The sequence below is a fragment of the Flavobacterium sp. MMS24-S5 genome, from assembly GCF_050320125.1.
Taxonomy (GTDB): domain Bacteria; phylum Bacteroidota; class Bacteroidia; order Flavobacteriales; family Flavobacteriaceae; genus Flavobacterium; species Flavobacterium tyrosinilyticum.
On sequence record NZ_CP190016.1, the window covers coordinates 236,703 to 252,134 of the forward strand.

Consider the following 15,432-nt stretch of genomic DNA (forward strand, 5'->3'; position numbering starts at 1 on the left):
GCAGCAAAAACAGACTTTTTAATTTTAATCTTCAAATCCTTAAATTCATTTTTTGATGTTGGTAAAGTTCCGGAAATTCACTTTACAGAATTTGTAAGGGATGCATTGACAAGAGGTGCAAATCGGGTACAAATAAAAAAACTGCAAAAAATTCGCAGTTCTTAATTTTAATATCTTTTATCCAACCTGTTATTTACTTCTTTTTGGATTTCTGCTATCGTCTTAATTCGCCCCGACTTAATCCAGTCAAGCAGTTCAGTCTTTTGGAAATATAGCCGTTTACCCTTTTTACTTACTGGCAGTTCATTTCTGCATACTTTAGAATATATAGTGGCAACAGAAAGCTTCAAGAGTTTTGAAGCATCCTGGATAGTAAGTAAATTATCATCAATTTCTTTATCCTCTTTCGCGTTATTTTTTAAAATCCTTTCAATATTTTCTATACGTAAAGAAAGTGTTCCTAAAATATCTGGCAAATCTTCAAATTTATATGGTTTCATAATATGCATAAGTTTTTCTAGATGCAAAAAGGTTTGCATCACTGTTAATTTTGCTGGTTTCAAGCTGTCTGAAAGTAAAAAAAATCAATTAAGCCGCTATACTTAATTCACTATATAACAACACATTATCAGATGTTTTATTTATACTTAAAAGTCTTTCCAAATCATCCAAAAAATGATGGTTTGTAATTTGTATCGTAAGGCTCACTTCTCGGGACAAAAGATAAAAATCATCTTTTGTCCCGTTTTTTTTAGCCCTTAATTCGCTATTAATCAAATAGATAGACTCAACGATTTTATTGATTCTAGCGGTTTGTATTTTATTTTCTCGAATTGTAAAATTTTCAGGATAAACTAAACCAATTAGGCTTCGAGCTTCCGATAAATCCATGTCTGCATAAGCCCTATTTATTTTTATTAGATTCTCAATCCCTTTATCCAGTAGCATTTCAATACTATGCTTGTCTTTCACAACGTTTGATAATTCACGTTCTAGATTTGTAATTCGTACTGCATAGTCCTCTTTCATTAATTTGTAGTCATCCGGATCAATTTTGGATGTTAAAAGAAGATCTCTTGCATTACTTAATCGAAGTTCATAATCTTTTATCTGTTCTAAAAGTCTTTTTTTCATCTCGCCGGCATTATTAGCTAAATCTCGATGAGTTTCATACAAAAGAGAGGTGTATAATTTCTTGACTTCAGGTAAAGGCCGGTACTTTTTAAAATTTTCCATAAAAAGTTCATTTGCTACTTCCGAGTTAATCCTGAACTTGCATTGAGCCTCACAGTGATAATAATAGTAATGTTTATGCCTTCCTTTACATTTACTTCCCTGAAGCTTTTTCTGGCACTTAGGACATTCAAAGAATCCTCTAAGGGGAAATTCCACTATTGTTTTTATTTTAGGCCTGTAAATGCGTGATTTACCATCCAGAATATCCTGAACATTATAAAAAAGCCCCTCAGATATCAGAGGTTCATGCTGTCCCTTAACGAACATGCTTTCTTCATCTTTATATTTCGGAACAAAAATTTTTCCATAATAGACAGGATTTCTAATTAATAGCCACATATTGCTTTTAGTTCTTTTAAATCCTCTCCTGCATGCAAGATGATAAACCTGTTCAGTATTAAATACACCTCTTGCAATTTCCTCAAAAATCCATCTCATTACAGATGCTGCTGGTTCAACAAGAGCTATATATTTAGTTCCGTCTTCTTTCGATTTATTGGCATAGCCATATGGGGCAATTCCCATATACCTGCCTTCTTTTTTAGCTCTCCTCATCCCGTGAAAAGTATTAAGTGCTCTTCTGTCATTCTCCACTTCAGGTGCAGCAAGATAAAATGCCAGCATCATTTTATTTTCCGGTATTGATAAATCAAGTGGCTGTTCAATTGCTTGTGGTTCAACTCCATGTTTTCTTAAAATGCTGATCATTTGGTAAGCATCTCCAGCATTTCTGCTAAATCTGTCCCACTTTGTAAACAGCACAAAATCGCAATCGTTTTTCTGCTTTTTAAGATTAAGAAGCAGTTTATTCCATTGAGGTCTATTAAAAGTCTTAGCTGAATGATCTTCGTAAATAACATTACGAACTTCAATATAATTTATAGAACAATACTTACGTAGGACTTCTTCCTGATTTCTTTGTGAATATCCCTTTTCAGCTTGCTCGTCTGTGCTTACACGAATGTATAAATCTGCAATAATACTCATGATTCTAAAAATTTTGAAACGACCGCATGGGCCAATTTTCGTAAAAATAGCAAAATTTCAGTTGCTTCTTCAATTGTAACATTCATCCCCTCAGAGTTTAACATTTGCATAGCTTTCTCTGGAGTTATTTTTCCTCTCATTTTTTCTTCTTCATTTTCCATCATCATTTAATTAAAATAATAAAAGCCCTTTTACGGGCTTTTATGGTTATGTTTATGTGTTCAATCGTAAAAGTAAATCTTGCTTCCCTGTGTTTTCTTAAAAGAAGGCTCGTATTTAAGATATCCATAATCACTCAATTCCTGGATGCATCTGTGATAAGTATGCGGTGAGGAAATCTTTGCTATCGGAGTAATATCATGTCTATAAACCTGTATAGGGTTTACAAACTGATTCTGCGTCCTATATTGAAGCAAAGACATATAAATAGCAATATGCGTTGAGCTTATCCGAAAATCATTTTCAATTGCTGTAAAAAAATCTGATAGCGGTTTTAAATTTTCCATTTTGAATAATTTATAAACTTTGACTTTTAGCTGATCTATGTTGTCTTTGAGAAGACTTTGTTGCTAAATTCTTTGTTTGCTTGTTTGAAGTTTTGGAATTTTGATTTAAAAGATCCGAAAGCAATACTTTTTTTAAATCCTCATTGTGGATCAAAAGCCCTCTGTTTTGTGGATTAGCTTCTACATAAAAATTTTGAGAACTACCATTTCTTTCTAATTTAACCAGCTCTCTGCCTCCATTTTTTAAAGATCTCAACATTTCCCCTACCTGTAATTGATCCAAAGAATTTAAAGGTAATTCTTCTAAAGCCTTCTTTAAATCATAGTTGTACTCTTGAGGAAATTCTTTTACTCTATAACTGCCAGATGCATCTTTATCATTTAAGTCTAATTGCTTCCAGATTCCATCTATCAAAACTGCCCTGCCTGAAAGTAATTCATAAGAATGTCTGGCATTAAAATCTTCTCCTTCGAAAAAGTGCTGTCTATTATCTTCATTTTTGGATTGTGAATAAAGACTGGTTTTAAATCCTTCGAATTGATATTGGCCGGACTCATCTTTTTTAAAATTAAGAGAATGATCTAGTCTCTCTTTTTCATTTAGATAGTAAGAAACAGGCACAATAAATTTCGTTTCTCCTATATTCATATATCGCTCGACTTTTTTGAATGCCTCTTTAAAACCTATTCTTTCCAATTTATCCTTAAGCTCATTGTTAGATTTCGCTTCAGTTTTGCTGTAAACAGCAGATTTTAATCGCACAGTCATCTTTAGAACAATGTTTTTATAAATAAACCTTCTTAGTTTTTCTGGATATAACTGATTCACAAGATTATTGTGCTCGCTTTTTACAACTTGAAGAATAAGGTTTTCATAAACACTATTTGTCTTACGATATCTAACCAGCACGCTTTCATACCATTTTAACTTCTCCTTTAAAAGAGAAGTTTCAATTGAAGGACTGGAACGGAAAAGTTTTTTTAGGTTTTCCTCTTTACTATTCCAATCGTTTATTTCAATTGCAAGTCTATTGGTAAGGGACTGATTGTCCATCATTTTTTACTTTTGATTATTAATGCTACACAGATTTACCCACTTTTCTTTTGCGGGCTGTTGAGTTCTGCTCTTTCTGTGCTGGTTCACCATCACTATCCTTGCTGACATTTTTATCTTTGGATTCCGACTGTTTTTGCTGTTTGCTTTCTCTATGATTGATTCTCTGCAGACTGCCCTCATAGACATTTAATGTTTTAAACTGAGGATTGGCCTCCACAAACATTTTAGTTTCCACACCATTGACAACAAAAGTTACAGACTGCAGATTTCCTTTCTTAAGTGAGCTCATCAAATTTTCTTTGTAGTTCGGAGTCTGAAGCTCTTTAATAGAATGTTTTTCGAGACTGGCCTCCAAGTCATAGCCATAATTTTGATGAAAATGGTTTATTTTAAAGTTGCCATTGCTCTCTGATTCTTTAAAATCCATTTTTAACCATGCGTTGTATGATTCCCCTTCCTTGGTTTTAAGATCTTTGTTCACAGAACGGCCTTCCATCAAGTTGTAAGCTTCCTTAAGAGTTATACTCGTGCCATCATTATTTATATAAAATGTTTGCTCCAGTCCTGGTTTGTTCTCCTCTTTCTGCAGATTCACATTATAAGAATTAAAGAAGTAAATGTCACTCTGATCTGATTTCTTGAAATTCAATTCAACTGTCAAAGTATCGTTGTTTGGCACCCCGTTATTCATAATCCCGCTATGGATGATTTTAAAATCCTTATCACCTTTCTGCATTTTCTCTTTAAGTTCTGTTTCAAACGTCTCCCCCATTCCAGTGTATTTTAACTGGTCACTTTAGATATTCTAAATTTTTCTCGTTCATTGTATTTGCATTTAAGTTGTTTTCATTCAATTCATTTTTTTCTTTATACAGATGCATAAAATCATTTACATCAACAGTCTCTATTCGAGAAGTATCAATACCACTCTGTAGAATTATGTTTAAATCATCGATGAGAGATGTTATTGGAATATTCTTAAAATAATCAACATCATTCAGGACCCACAAGGCAATAATCCTCTGCAGCCATCGATGTTCTAAAAAACTGAATAGTATCACTGTCAGTAATTAATTTCAAAGGATATGCTGCAAATTGATAACCGTAAGAAACCATCTCTTCCACATATGATAACAGCGTTTCTGCATCTGCTACATTTATTTTCATGATATATCTAGTTTAAAATTTATCCATGTTAAATGCCTCGATTGGAAAAACTTTATCGGTCAGGTTACTGCTGATATCAAGTTCCAGATGTCTTCCACCGCTTTTTTCAATTAGCTGAAGTGTGAGATATTTGTTTTCAGGAATAGTAAACTTTTCGAGTGCATAGACCTTTATTACCACAGACTTATAGGGAATCACAGTGGATGACGTAGTTTGATAAAGCGGCTCAATTTCTATTTCCTGCGATGCAGTTCGTTTTGATTTTTTTTGATCCCTGATAAAAAATCGGAACTGATCAATGTCATAGTTAATCTTTGATTTATTTTCAAATACTATCCTCAAATACAAAACATCTTGATAAATAAAAATACCGTTTATCTCCAGTCTTATCTGATACTTAGATTTGTTAAAACCGCCGATCTTATTCTTTTTAGATAATGCTAGGGAGGCACATTGTTCTATTTTTTTCTGGTTTTCGTTCTCAAGTGAAAATAAAACATCTCTACTGGCTGCTATAGAATTCACGGCTTTAACATTCAAATCCGGACAGTCATCATCATAATTCAGTACAAATACGTATAATCTCGCATCAGAAGTGACAACAGTCAGGTTGGTCTGAATGAAATGCTGTTTAGCTGCTTTAATCAGTAATATATTCTCCACACCTTTGGCTTTCTGTACCAGTACCTCATCACTACCTTTATCAATGCTCTTGATTGGGTAGGAAAAAACAATACTTGTTGTTTTGGAGTATCCGATCTGAACGCTTTTGTACTCGTCTTCGTTGGCTATCGTCTCTTTTACACTCAACTGAGGATAGGCTAAAACAGAAAACAGCAATAAACTCATTTTAAATAAATAATTAATTCTTTTCATTTTTTTTCACTTTAAGGTTTTAGATTCTTTTGTTTTTCATCATACAGAAGTACCTGATATCCTGCTTTAACTATTACTTTGATGAGTTTTACTTTTTTGCTTAAAAGGCTTTTTGCCGCCTCGATACCCATTCCTGCTGCCTGAGCTCCCCATGAATCTGTAACACCGGTCAATCCTAAAGTCTGTATTGAACGGTCAGCAGAAGCCTTCGCTACATCCCTGCCAATTGCACCTGGAATGTTTATCCCTTCAATTCCATCAATATCATAAACAGTAAGCTGAACAGGAAATATTGAGTTTCGGTATTGCAGATTTTCTATCTTTATTTCAAGTCTTTCCCCTTTCAAAGCGGCAACACCATATAGGAAAGTATTTTTTGGAATTACTGTACCCTGAATTGTCGCATCACCTCCGAGTCTTAATTTTATAACTGATCCGTTGACAATAGTCTGGGTTTCATGCACAAATGCTTCCAAAGCATTTTGAGGCGAATCTTCATTTGTTACCTCTTCCACTGTATAAAAAGCATTCTGTTGAGAATTATTCTCTATTTTATTTTCCTGAAGTGAAGTAATATTAACTGACGCTTTTTTGCTATCTAGGTTATAAATTTTTCCTTTCTTGCTTTCTGAATTTTTAAGCATCTTTTCCGCAACTCTTGAAGGATGTTGGATATCGAGTATATTCTCAAGCATACCGCTCAATTGCTGCAGTTCGGGATCTGGCTGAGATTCCCCCATCGTAGACATCATTTTTTCTAAGTCCTTAATTTGAGTAGAAACTTCGTTGGATGAACCATAATTCTCAAACTCGCTCATGTTTTGCCCATACTTGTCTACTGTAGATGGCTGACTTATTTCTTTCTGCAACAAATGCAATTTTTCATATATCTTTTTTTCATTCCTTTTCTGCAGCGGCTCTGAATTTAGCCCTCGACCGTTACTTAAAAATTCTTTTAACGTCACATCTGATTCTACAAATGGACTCTGAGATTGCTCAAGCAACTTATTATTAGAGTAATTAGGATCTTTTTTAATTTGTTCCTGCAGTTTAATGGAGTCTACCGCCGCCTGGTCATAATAGCTCATTTTATTTAAAGATGAATCTTCCTTAAACTTTGGAATGGGCAGATTAAAATTGAAACCTTTTTTAATTTTATTTTCTGCCGCATATGTACTCATCTTTCCTCCACCTAATGTGTAAAACAAAATAGATATGAAGGGAAGAGTTATCAAAGGCAGCATTAAAAGCATTTTTCTTTTTTTATCTACTTTTATAGAAATATTTTTTTGTTCCATGTTTTTACTTTTTAAAATGAATTCAATTATTGTTGAAGTATTTACCATCCTTTTCCTCGACTGAAAATATTTCAGTTTAAAGCTTCATAAACGATAAATAGGAAATAAACAGAACTAAAAGCAATAAATAATACCAAGAAAAGAATCAAATGCTTTTTGGAAAATCCTTGCGTAAGAATCTCCATCTTTCGCACCCATTTTTCCTGTACAATCAGATAGTATCTGTTGTATACAAATGGAGCTTCTCTTTTTTTAAATAGCGATTTCATCTACTTTCTGTTTTCTACACCAAGGTCTTTGTTTTCAATAGTATTGAAACGCTCTATCAAAAAGCCGTGAGGATTATTATCACTTCTTGATACATTTCGAAGGCTCCCTTCGGTGATTAGACTTCTTTTTAAAATGCTTGTAGTTCGAATTATACTTTGTCTGGCAAAACATTTAAATCGATATGGATAATCTTTTGTGTCGACTTTGATACTGTCTATTTGTATAGTCTGGCTGATATTTCCTGATATAACGCCTGAATAGAATCCATTTTCCTTAAGGTCGTCGTAAATTCTTTTTGCACTTTCATCAGCCAGATATAACGCCTTAGTCACATTTGTTTTAATTACCTTGTCATCAGGGTCAAGAGTAAAGAAAAATTTGTGAAATGTTTTGACATGATCTCTGGCTTCCACTGGTACATTATCCTTCCTGTCAGAAGCATACGCTTCGAGTGCTTTGCCCGCTGCCAGTATGTAAACCTTGTCTTGCATTCTGGCTACAGTCTGGAAACTTTTATAAAGCGCAAAACAACAGATAACAACACAGCCTGCAATTACAAGCATTGTAAAGCTTCTTACATATTTAAAAGCTGAATCAATATTCTTCATTTTAGTAAACATCATCTGTTTTTTTAAGTTTATTATGAATTTCCTTTGAGCTTGTCACCCATGTAATTTCCTTTATCTTGAAAATAGGGGGAGGAAGCTGAAGATGTGGACATACTCTGTGACATCTTCCCTGCCGCATTTCCCATGCTGTCCATAACCATCGCGGTTCCTTGTGATGCTTTGGAAATAACCGAACTGGTTGAACCGCCAAATAAGCTCGTAGTCTTTTGCGCCAGTGCTCCCCCGCCTCCTGCATGCACTATATAATTAGCCACTGAGGGTACAGTGAAATAGCCAATAATACCTATTATCAAAAATATCAGGTATGCAATATCTGTTCTGCTAAAAAAAGTATCTCCAGTTGCTTGTACCTGTGAAAGATCTAGTTTCAGCATTAATTCCTGTATCTTTCCGATAATACTTCCAAAAATATTTGCGACAGGAAGCCATAAGTAGATATTGATATATCTTGCCAGCCATACTGTGAGGGTATGCTGGAATCCATCAAACACTGCTATTCCAAAAACAAGCGGTCCCAATATCGAAAGAACTACCAATTGAAATGTTCTTAGCGTATCTATACATAGTGCAGCCGCTTCAAACAATACCCTAAGTACCTCGCTCATCCATTCTTTAACTGAATTCCTAAAGCCGTAAGATGCTTTTTCCATTGCAAATTTCACATCGTTCCCAATTCCTGCAAGCATACCCTCATCTGAAGGATCAGCGCCATCGTGGGTATATTTGTACCATCTGTCCCTATCACCGCTGCCAGTCCCGCCGACATACATTTTCCATGTGTCTGTTTCTTTGATTGCTTTTTCCTTTTCCTTTAAAAGAACAGCAATTGCATTATTCGATCCCGCAGCCATGGCAGCCGTTGCAGTTACGGTCGGTTTCATAACGCCGTTGATGAGTGCCAGTACAGATGGAAAAATCATAATGCAGAACCCGATCACAAAAGGTCTGAACAAGGGATAAAAATCTATTGGTTCGGCATTGGCGATATGTCGCCAAACCCTTGAAGCTATGTACCAGATGGTACCAAAACCCGCAATTCCCTGCCCTACACCGATAAGATTTGAGCACAAGGGCATCATTTCATCATAAAGCCGATCCAAAACGGAATGAAGACTCTGCATTTCATCTCCCAATCCCTGAGCAGAACTAAAAAGAGGAATTATAACCAGAATAGCGAAAAGGATTTTATTTCTTATTGAAAGTTTCATACCCCTAGTTTTTAAGTTCCTGTATTGCCTTGGAGGCATAAACATCTTTTTTTTCTTTTGCTCTCTGGAGAAGCAATAGATTTGCAGATGCAGTGAAATCTCTCATGAAAAACAGCTTATCCTGCATCTGCAGATAAATATTATCAATAGCTTCCAATCTTTCGTCGTCCGACATTCTCAACTTGTCGGCGGTAATAACCATTGTCAGCTCATCAAGGTTCCTGAGGCTTTCACTCAGGAGATAGCCATAAACTTGATCAAAATATTTTATTTCCTTCTCATTAAAACTCTCACTTGTTGTTAATCTGCCTAGTGCGTTCCTGCTTTCTTTTACCAGCAAAATCTGATAATTGACAACATCTCCCACCCTTTTGTAATTCTTTACCATTGGACTGACCTGCATCAGGGCATCTAGAAAAGCCTTATGAAGACTGAAGTTTCCCTCGGACATATCTTTAACCCTCTTGTATCCATTAGATAGAAGTTCGTAACCTTTTTTCATATCGCTAAGTATCTTTTTGAACTGCGATAGTTTTTCAATATTCAATATCAGCTGCTGGATTTCTGCTGACTGTGCATTTGATTTGTCCGGTACAAATAAAAAGATGATGATTATTCCTAGAATTAATATCTTTTTCATGAATTTTAATTTAATCCATATGAGGCTTTTATGCTTTTAGAATCATTTAGATCTGCTCTCTTAGAAAGAGAAACCAGTTTTGCATCATTGCTGAATGAAGTGCAGAAATTGTAATCATCTGTCATTTTTTTATGCAGCATATCAATCCGTTCAATTCTCTGGTCATCTTTTAGCTCCAGTTTCGAATCAGTTGTGAGGACTAAAAGCTGTTCGAGTGTGTCGTCGCAGCTTTGAAGGAGTCTTACAAAAGAACGTTCCACATAATCGAGCTCACTTCCATGAAATAAACCGTGTGTTTTTAAACTGACTAAAGTCTCTTTACAGATTTTCAAGATCTGAAACTGCAGCGAAATAATTTCAGCAGCTTTGTAGTAGGTTCTGACTTTTGGATTAACTTTTGCCAGAGATGCAAAATAATTACCATGAAGGTTTACTTCTCCTCTTTTGGCATCTCCAATAAAATTGAGTCCTTTTGACACTGCAGAATAACCTTTTTTAGCATAATCAATATAAACTTGAAGTGCTGCAATCTGCAGAAGCAGTTCCTTGCGCTGCTTGGCTTGCGCTTGCAGTCCTTGCTGAAATACAAGTATTAGAAACAAGGGTATTAATAATTTTTTCATGATTTTTATCTGAATTATGGTATTCCGTAAAATTCTTTAACACGATTTACATCTGCTTCTGTTTTTACCCTCTGCAGACTCAGTAAAACATTCTGCTGATTGAACATAGTAAGATCATCGTAATTAGCATCAATCTGGTCGGCAGCTTTATTAATAATTTCCAGTCTTTTCAAATCACTCATGTGGGTACTGAACGAATCAAGTATCAAAAATATCTGATCGATATTCTTCATGCTTTCTTCTAAAATACCGGTATAGACCTGCTCCATGTACCGAATCTCACTTTCTGTAAAATTCTTATCCTGTCTAAACAGATCCCATGCTCTTTCATATTCCTGAACCAACTTTGTCTGCTTCGCAGTGATTTCTTTTATCCTCTGATAGTAAGTAATAATAGATTTCACTTTCGCGAGCTCTTCATAATAACCTTTATACAGGTCTTTCTGCTTTTGCGTCCATTCTGAGATTTCGTCGAGTTTAAGTTTAGAGAGCACATTTTCGACCTTTTTTTGGGCATTTTGAAGCCAAATAGTTTTGTTCTGCAGTTTCTGGATCCGAAGATCAATAGCTTTTATTACTTTCTTTGTCACTGCTTTAACGATTTCCAGTATTGGCAGTACTGCTGTTTTTTCAGCTGGTCTGACTGGAGTTGCAACCAGCAGAAAACAAATAAAACAAGCCGCTAATTTTATTTTCATTTTCTTTTTTCATTTAATTTCCACTTCGAATTTCCTGAGCCATCGCGGCAATCCCTTTTTTAATATCCCCGCCAAACTTTTTGGCGTAGGCATTCATTTTCACTTTTTCGCTTTCCTCTGTTGTATAAGCTAAGTATTCCTCTAAAGAAACTTCTGTCCTATACACTTTTGATAGCATGCCGCCCAGCGAGATAAACACTTCTTTATATTTCTTGCTGGGATCGTTTGCCTTGTTGACCGAAAGCACAAGCGCTTTCTCTTTTTCAGTCAGTCCCAACAGCTCCTGAATCTGATCAAATTTATTCTGGTACTTGCTTTGGTCTAACAGGATTTTGCAGTCACTGTTGTTTATGATAGCTTGTTTTACTACAGGTGATGAAATTATATCTTCCACTTCCTGAGTGACTACAATAGCTTCACCAAAAAATTTACGGACAGTCTTGAAAAGATACTTTATGTATTCCGCCATTCCTTCCTTCGCAATAGCTTTCCAGGCTTCCTCAATTAAAATCATTTTACGGACCCTTTCAGTTTTCTCATCTTGCTAATGAAGACCTCCATAATAATGATGGTAACTACCGGAAACAAAATAGGATGATCCTTAATGTTGTCCAGCTCGAACACAATAAACCTCTCTTTTAAAAGTTCCAGATTTTCCGTGGCATTTAACAGATAATCAAACTCACCTCCTCTATAATAGGGACGCAGTACGTAGAGAAAATTGTTGACATCAAAATCCTTTTCTTTAACCTTGTCGCTTTCCAGAATGGGAACAAAATCATCTTTTAAAAATTCATAAAAACTATTAAAGCAGGGAAAGACATTTGAATTGATTTCTAACTTCTCATAATACAGCTGAAGGGCGTTAGAAAGTGCTACATACTCGCTGCGGTTAAAAGTTTCATCATCTTTCTTCCAAAGAGCCAACAGCAGTGTTTTAATGCTTTCTTTTTTTTCAGTATCGAGATTATCTCCCTCTGATATGTAAAATGGATTAAAACGAATCGGATTCTTTTCATCGTAGGTGAAATAATAGCCGCCAACCATATCGCAAAGCCCCTTATAACTATGCCCGACATCTACCAGAACAATATGTGTACCATGCTCGTAATAACTTCTTACCATATGGTTGGTGAAAAAAGATTTACCGCTTCCTGAAGGCCCTAAAATGAATTTGTTCCGATTGGTGCAGATTCCCATTTTTACAGGCTCGTCGCTTATATCCACATGAACCGGTTTTCCCGTCAGCCTGTCTCCTAGCCTTATTCCGCATGGACTAAGAGATGATCTGTAGCCAGTTTCCATATTCAGGAAGCATACAGCCTGTTCTGTAAAAGTGTCGAAAGTGTCATTCATTGGAAAATCTGCGGCATTCCCTGGCATTCCTGCCCAATAAATCTGCGGTGCACCTATAGTTTCCTGCTTTGCAACCGCATCCATCTGAGCCAATGCTGATGATACTTTGTTTTTAATATCTTTTAGTTCTTCTTTATCTGCACTCCAGGCAAGGACATTAAAATGTGCTTTTACAGGCAGTCTCTGCTGGGATATAGCTTCATTAAGAAAATCATTAGTAGCATCTCTGGCAATCATGTTCTCCCTGCTGTAGGCAGACAGCGACTGAAGCCTCAATCTTTTACTCTCTAGTTTCTGAATTGTTTTCTGCGCATCTTCAATAAACAGATACTGATTATAAATATGATTGCAGGACAACAGCTGTCCCAGTGTAGATGCAAAACCAATGCTGAATTTTGTTTTATCGGTCGAATAACGGTCAAAATTAATCCTCGAGCCGCATAAACCGGGCAGGTCTGCTGCATCACCTAAAGTAAACAACTGGCAGTATTTGTCCCCAACCTTTAGCCCTTCATCAAAAACTATGTCGTTAAAAACAAAAGAATCTTCTTTCTCTGATAAAAGACTGTACCGCTCAATAATACCGATCTTTCTGCTTTCACTTTTAAGCGACTTGTTTTTGAGACGCTCAAGCTTTATAAATCCGCTGTCTTCCATAACCCTGCGAAACTGTCCCGTACAGTCAATGAAATCCTGCAGTATTTGAGGGTTCAATGTTTCTTGAGGCACCAATGTATCCCTCAAAAGACTTGAAAATAAAGAACTGGAATTTTTCCTCCCTGCCGGTTTCTTAGTAAGCATGATATAGCAGGTATGATCTAGAAAAGGTCTTTCATTAAAAAAGCGCTCACTGCTACTTGTCAAAAAACTGCTGTCATCGCTTGAAAAGTCCGCCACATGTTTCTTTTCTAGAAACCAATCCTGTTTGTGAAAAATGCAGTGTTTGGGCAGCAATTTCAATGCCTTTATCCAAGACTGGTGAAAGGCTTCATACTCTTCGGTCCGAGAGCGTAAAAATTTCGGGAAGCTCCGCCTTAAACACCACCGTGACATCTCCCTGCTTTGATAATATGCAATCATGTTCTACAGCCATAATTGGCAATAGATCTTCCATCCTCTTCCCCATCTCTCTTTATTTTTATAATTAACGCTCTACAGCTATATCTTTACAAAAACTTTCCTACTCTTTACATTTAAAAATTTTGGAATCTGTTTTCTTGCAAGTGCTTTCATCATTCCATATTCGCCGTATTGATTGCTCATCCTATAGATTTTAAAAACCATAAATCCACCTGCCGCACCAATAATACCTACACATGTCAAAGAAGGAACACCTACGATATAGAGAATTGCAAACAGTATCATAAGACATACAACTCCACCACCTAGGTACCAGATGTATTGCGCTTTGAGGCCCTTAAATTCAATACTTTGATTGATTCCCTTATTAATCTGATACACACTGTTCATTAGACTCCGAAAAAAGATTTGATAACAGTAGCCACCACAACAAGAAATACACAGCTGCCAAACCAGGCGGCAGCTACTTTTCCGGTATCAGGATCACCGGCATTCCACTTTTGATAAACTTTCACAGCCCCAATAAGGCCAAGAATTGCGCCTACTGCATACATCAGCTCCGTACCGGCATCAAAATAGCTTCTTACTTTCTGATTTGCTTCGTTAATTCCTGCTACGCCATCTTGTGCATGAATTTTAGTTTCATACACTAGCAGTAATACCAAGATGCAATAGGACAATACTTTTTCTTCATTTAATTCCTTTAACTTCCACCAACATTTTTTCATCACACATCATTTTAAAAATTATTTATAGTTAAAAAGCAGAGGAACACCGCCGTTACAGCTCTATCATCTTGTCACACAAAGCCATACCGCACCAGAGAGAACAGGGATTATTCCTCCGCTGAGTTTTAAGAAATAGTCTCCTCCCACAGCAGGTCCGCTTCGGCAAACGTTAAAGAAAACTGAGGGTGCTTTTCGCTTTCGGAGACTATTAAGTAGTTTATATCTTCACGCAGTGAAGAGATCTTCACATAAGGATATTCTTCAAGAACCATTCGCAGGTAATTTTGGAATTGTTCTTTTAATAAGTTTTTCTCGGCACTCTCCTTCACAGCTTGAAGTATTCTGGAGGAAAGTTCTTCTGCATCATCTAACGTGTCAAAAGATTCCAAAAAAGATGATGACAAACCTGTGTGAGTTTTTCTTTGTAGCAAAGATGTAGAATTTGCAGATTTTTTAAACTGGCAGTTTCTTTTTTCGCTAGAGAAAAATTCCTTTAAATCACCTTTATAGAATTTAAGCAGTACTACTAGATACCATAGTACTAAAATTACACCTATGACAGTAAGGTAGCTGCCCCATGAAACATTTGTAAACATAGTCTTCTTCATTTATCATTCAACATTCATCTACTCAAATCAAAATCTTTAGAGATATGATTTATTTTTACATGTCAAAGGAACGACTACAATAAGGCTTCTACAAGTACAACTTTTCTTGTACCCTCTTGTACCCCCTGATTTTGTTGGTACGAAGCAGATAAAAATTATATATTCGCCCTAATAAATAAAAAAGGCTTCTGCGGTTAATGTAACTACAGAAGCCTTTCAAAAAAGATTAGTCGATTTTATTTCGAATGCATAGCTTTAATTAATTTGGAATTTCGTTTGTCAGCTCTTGAATTCTGAAGCGATAAAACCGCCCAGATTGCCGCTGGTATCCAGCCAATCAAAGTAATCTGCAGAATGAGACAAATGATTGCTGTAAAAATCTTGCCCCTTAAGAAAAAGGAAAGTGACGGGAAAAATATTGCTATTAATGTCATGATCTATAATGTTTAGTAATTTGTCGTTAAT

At 35.8% G+C, this 15,432-nt stretch carries 19 protein-coding genes and 1 pseudogene; all 20 read right to left on the reverse strand.

Annotation, left to right across the window (positions count from 1 at the left end; translation table 11 throughout):
• Positions 1–167: 167 nt before the first annotated feature.
• The 20 genes and pseudogenes from ACPWTF_RS01060 to ACPWTF_RS01155 all read right to left on the reverse strand — a co-directional run bounded on the left by ACPWTF_RS01060 (position 168) and on the right by ACPWTF_RS01155 (position 15,401).
• Positions 168–500, reverse strand: a complete 333-nt coding sequence (locus ACPWTF_RS01060; RefSeq protein WP_035692342.1) for a helix-turn-helix domain-containing protein — start codon at positions 498–500, stop codon at positions 168–170.
• Between the two features lie 88 nt (positions 501–588).
• Complete coding sequence (locus tag ACPWTF_RS01065) at positions 589–2,223, reverse strand: recombinase family protein (protein WP_427874032.1); 1,635 nt, start codon at positions 2,221–2,223, stop codon at positions 589–591.
• Entirely contained in the window at positions 2,220–2,384 is a 165-nt protein-coding gene (locus ACPWTF_RS01070) for a hypothetical protein (RefSeq protein WP_180860250.1), read from the reverse strand. The genes ACPWTF_RS01065 and ACPWTF_RS01070 overlap by 4 nt, the downstream gene beginning before the upstream one ends.
• Before the next feature lie 60 nt (positions 2,385–2,444).
• Complete coding sequence (locus ACPWTF_RS01075) at positions 2,445–2,729, reverse strand: hypothetical protein (RefSeq protein WP_111425782.1); 285 nt, start codon at positions 2,727–2,729, stop codon at positions 2,445–2,447.
• 10 nt (positions 2,730–2,739) lie between these two features.
• Entirely contained in the window at positions 2,740–3,786 is a 1,047-nt protein-coding gene (locus ACPWTF_RS01080; RefSeq protein WP_427874033.1) for a hypothetical protein, read from the reverse strand.
• Positions 3,787–3,808: 22 nt separating this feature from the next.
• Positions 3,809–4,558, reverse strand: coding sequence for a hypothetical protein (locus tag ACPWTF_RS01085; protein ID WP_427874034.1), 750 nt, complete (start codon positions 4,556–4,558; stop codon positions 3,809–3,811).
• A 221-nt stretch (positions 4,559–4,779) separates the two neighbouring features.
• On the reverse strand, positions 4,780–4,953 hold the full coding sequence (locus tag ACPWTF_RS01090) for a hypothetical protein (RefSeq protein WP_427874035.1): 174 nt from the start codon (positions 4,951–4,953) through the stop codon (positions 4,780–4,782).
• A 12-nt stretch (positions 4,954–4,965) separates the two neighbouring features.
• Complete coding sequence (gene traN / locus ACPWTF_RS01095; RefSeq protein ID WP_427874036.1) at positions 4,966–5,829, reverse strand: conjugative transposon protein TraN; 864 nt, start codon at positions 5,827–5,829, stop codon at positions 4,966–4,968.
• An 11-nt stretch (positions 5,830–5,840) separates the two neighbouring features.
• The gene (gene traM, locus ACPWTF_RS01100) at positions 5,841–7,127 is read right to left on the reverse strand and encodes a conjugative transposon protein TraM (RefSeq protein WP_427874037.1); all 1,287 of its coding nucleotides are present in this window, start codon (positions 7,125–7,127) and stop codon (positions 5,841–5,843) included.
• Positions 7,128–7,198: 71 nt separating this feature from the next.
• On the reverse strand, positions 7,199–7,396 hold the full coding sequence (locus tag ACPWTF_RS01105) for a hypothetical protein (protein ID WP_427874038.1): 198 nt from the start codon (positions 7,394–7,396) through the stop codon (positions 7,199–7,201).
• Positions 7,397–8,005, reverse strand: a complete 609-nt coding sequence (gene traK, locus ACPWTF_RS01110) for a conjugative transposon protein TraK (protein ID WP_427874039.1) — start codon at positions 8,003–8,005, stop codon at positions 7,397–7,399.
• Between the two features lie 32 nt (positions 8,006–8,037).
• Entirely contained in the window at positions 8,038–9,234 is a 1,197-nt protein-coding gene (gene traJ / locus ACPWTF_RS01115) for a conjugative transposon protein TraJ (RefSeq protein ID WP_427874040.1), read from the reverse strand.
• Positions 9,235–9,238: 4 nt separating this feature from the next.
• A complete protein-coding gene (locus ACPWTF_RS01120; protein WP_427874041.1) occupies positions 9,239–9,874 on the reverse strand; it encodes a TerB family tellurite resistance protein in 636 nt (211 codons plus the stop codon).
• A 5-nt stretch (positions 9,875–9,879) separates the two neighbouring features.
• A complete protein-coding gene (locus ACPWTF_RS01125) occupies positions 9,880–10,497 on the reverse strand; it encodes a hypothetical protein (RefSeq protein ID WP_427874042.1) in 618 nt (205 codons plus the stop codon).
• Positions 10,498–10,511: 14 nt separating this feature from the next.
• Positions 10,512–11,195 (reverse strand): conjugal transfer protein TraI, encoded by a 684-nt coding sequence (locus ACPWTF_RS01130; RefSeq protein ID WP_427874043.1) that lies wholly within the window; start codon positions 11,193–11,195, stop codon positions 10,512–10,514.
• A gap of 13 nt (positions 11,196–11,208) precedes the next feature.
• Positions 11,209–13,677 (reverse strand): annotated as a pseudogene (locus ACPWTF_RS01135) (TraG family conjugative transposon ATPase).
• Positions 13,678–13,709: 32 nt separating this feature from the next.
• Positions 13,710–14,021: a DUF4133 domain-containing protein gene (locus tag ACPWTF_RS01140; protein WP_427874044.1), complete on the reverse strand. Its 312-nt coding sequence runs from the start codon at positions 14,019–14,021 to the stop codon at positions 13,710–13,712.
• A complete protein-coding gene (locus tag ACPWTF_RS01145) occupies positions 14,021–14,359 on the reverse strand; it encodes a DUF4134 domain-containing protein (RefSeq protein ID WP_427874045.1) in 339 nt (112 codons plus the stop codon). Before ACPWTF_RS01145 ends, ACPWTF_RS01140 begins: the two co-directional genes overlap by 1 nt.
• A gap of 125 nt (positions 14,360–14,484) precedes the next feature.
• Positions 14,485–14,955, reverse strand: a complete 471-nt coding sequence (locus ACPWTF_RS01150; protein WP_427874046.1) for a hypothetical protein — start codon at positions 14,953–14,955, stop codon at positions 14,485–14,487.
• Positions 14,956–15,203: 248 nt separating this feature from the next.
• Positions 15,204–15,401 carry a YqaE/Pmp3 family membrane protein gene (locus ACPWTF_RS01155; protein ID WP_427874047.1) on the reverse strand — a complete coding sequence of 66 codons (198 nt, stop codon included), beginning with the start codon at positions 15,399–15,401 and terminating at the stop codon, positions 15,204–15,206.
• Positions 15,402–15,432 lie beyond the last annotated feature (31 nt).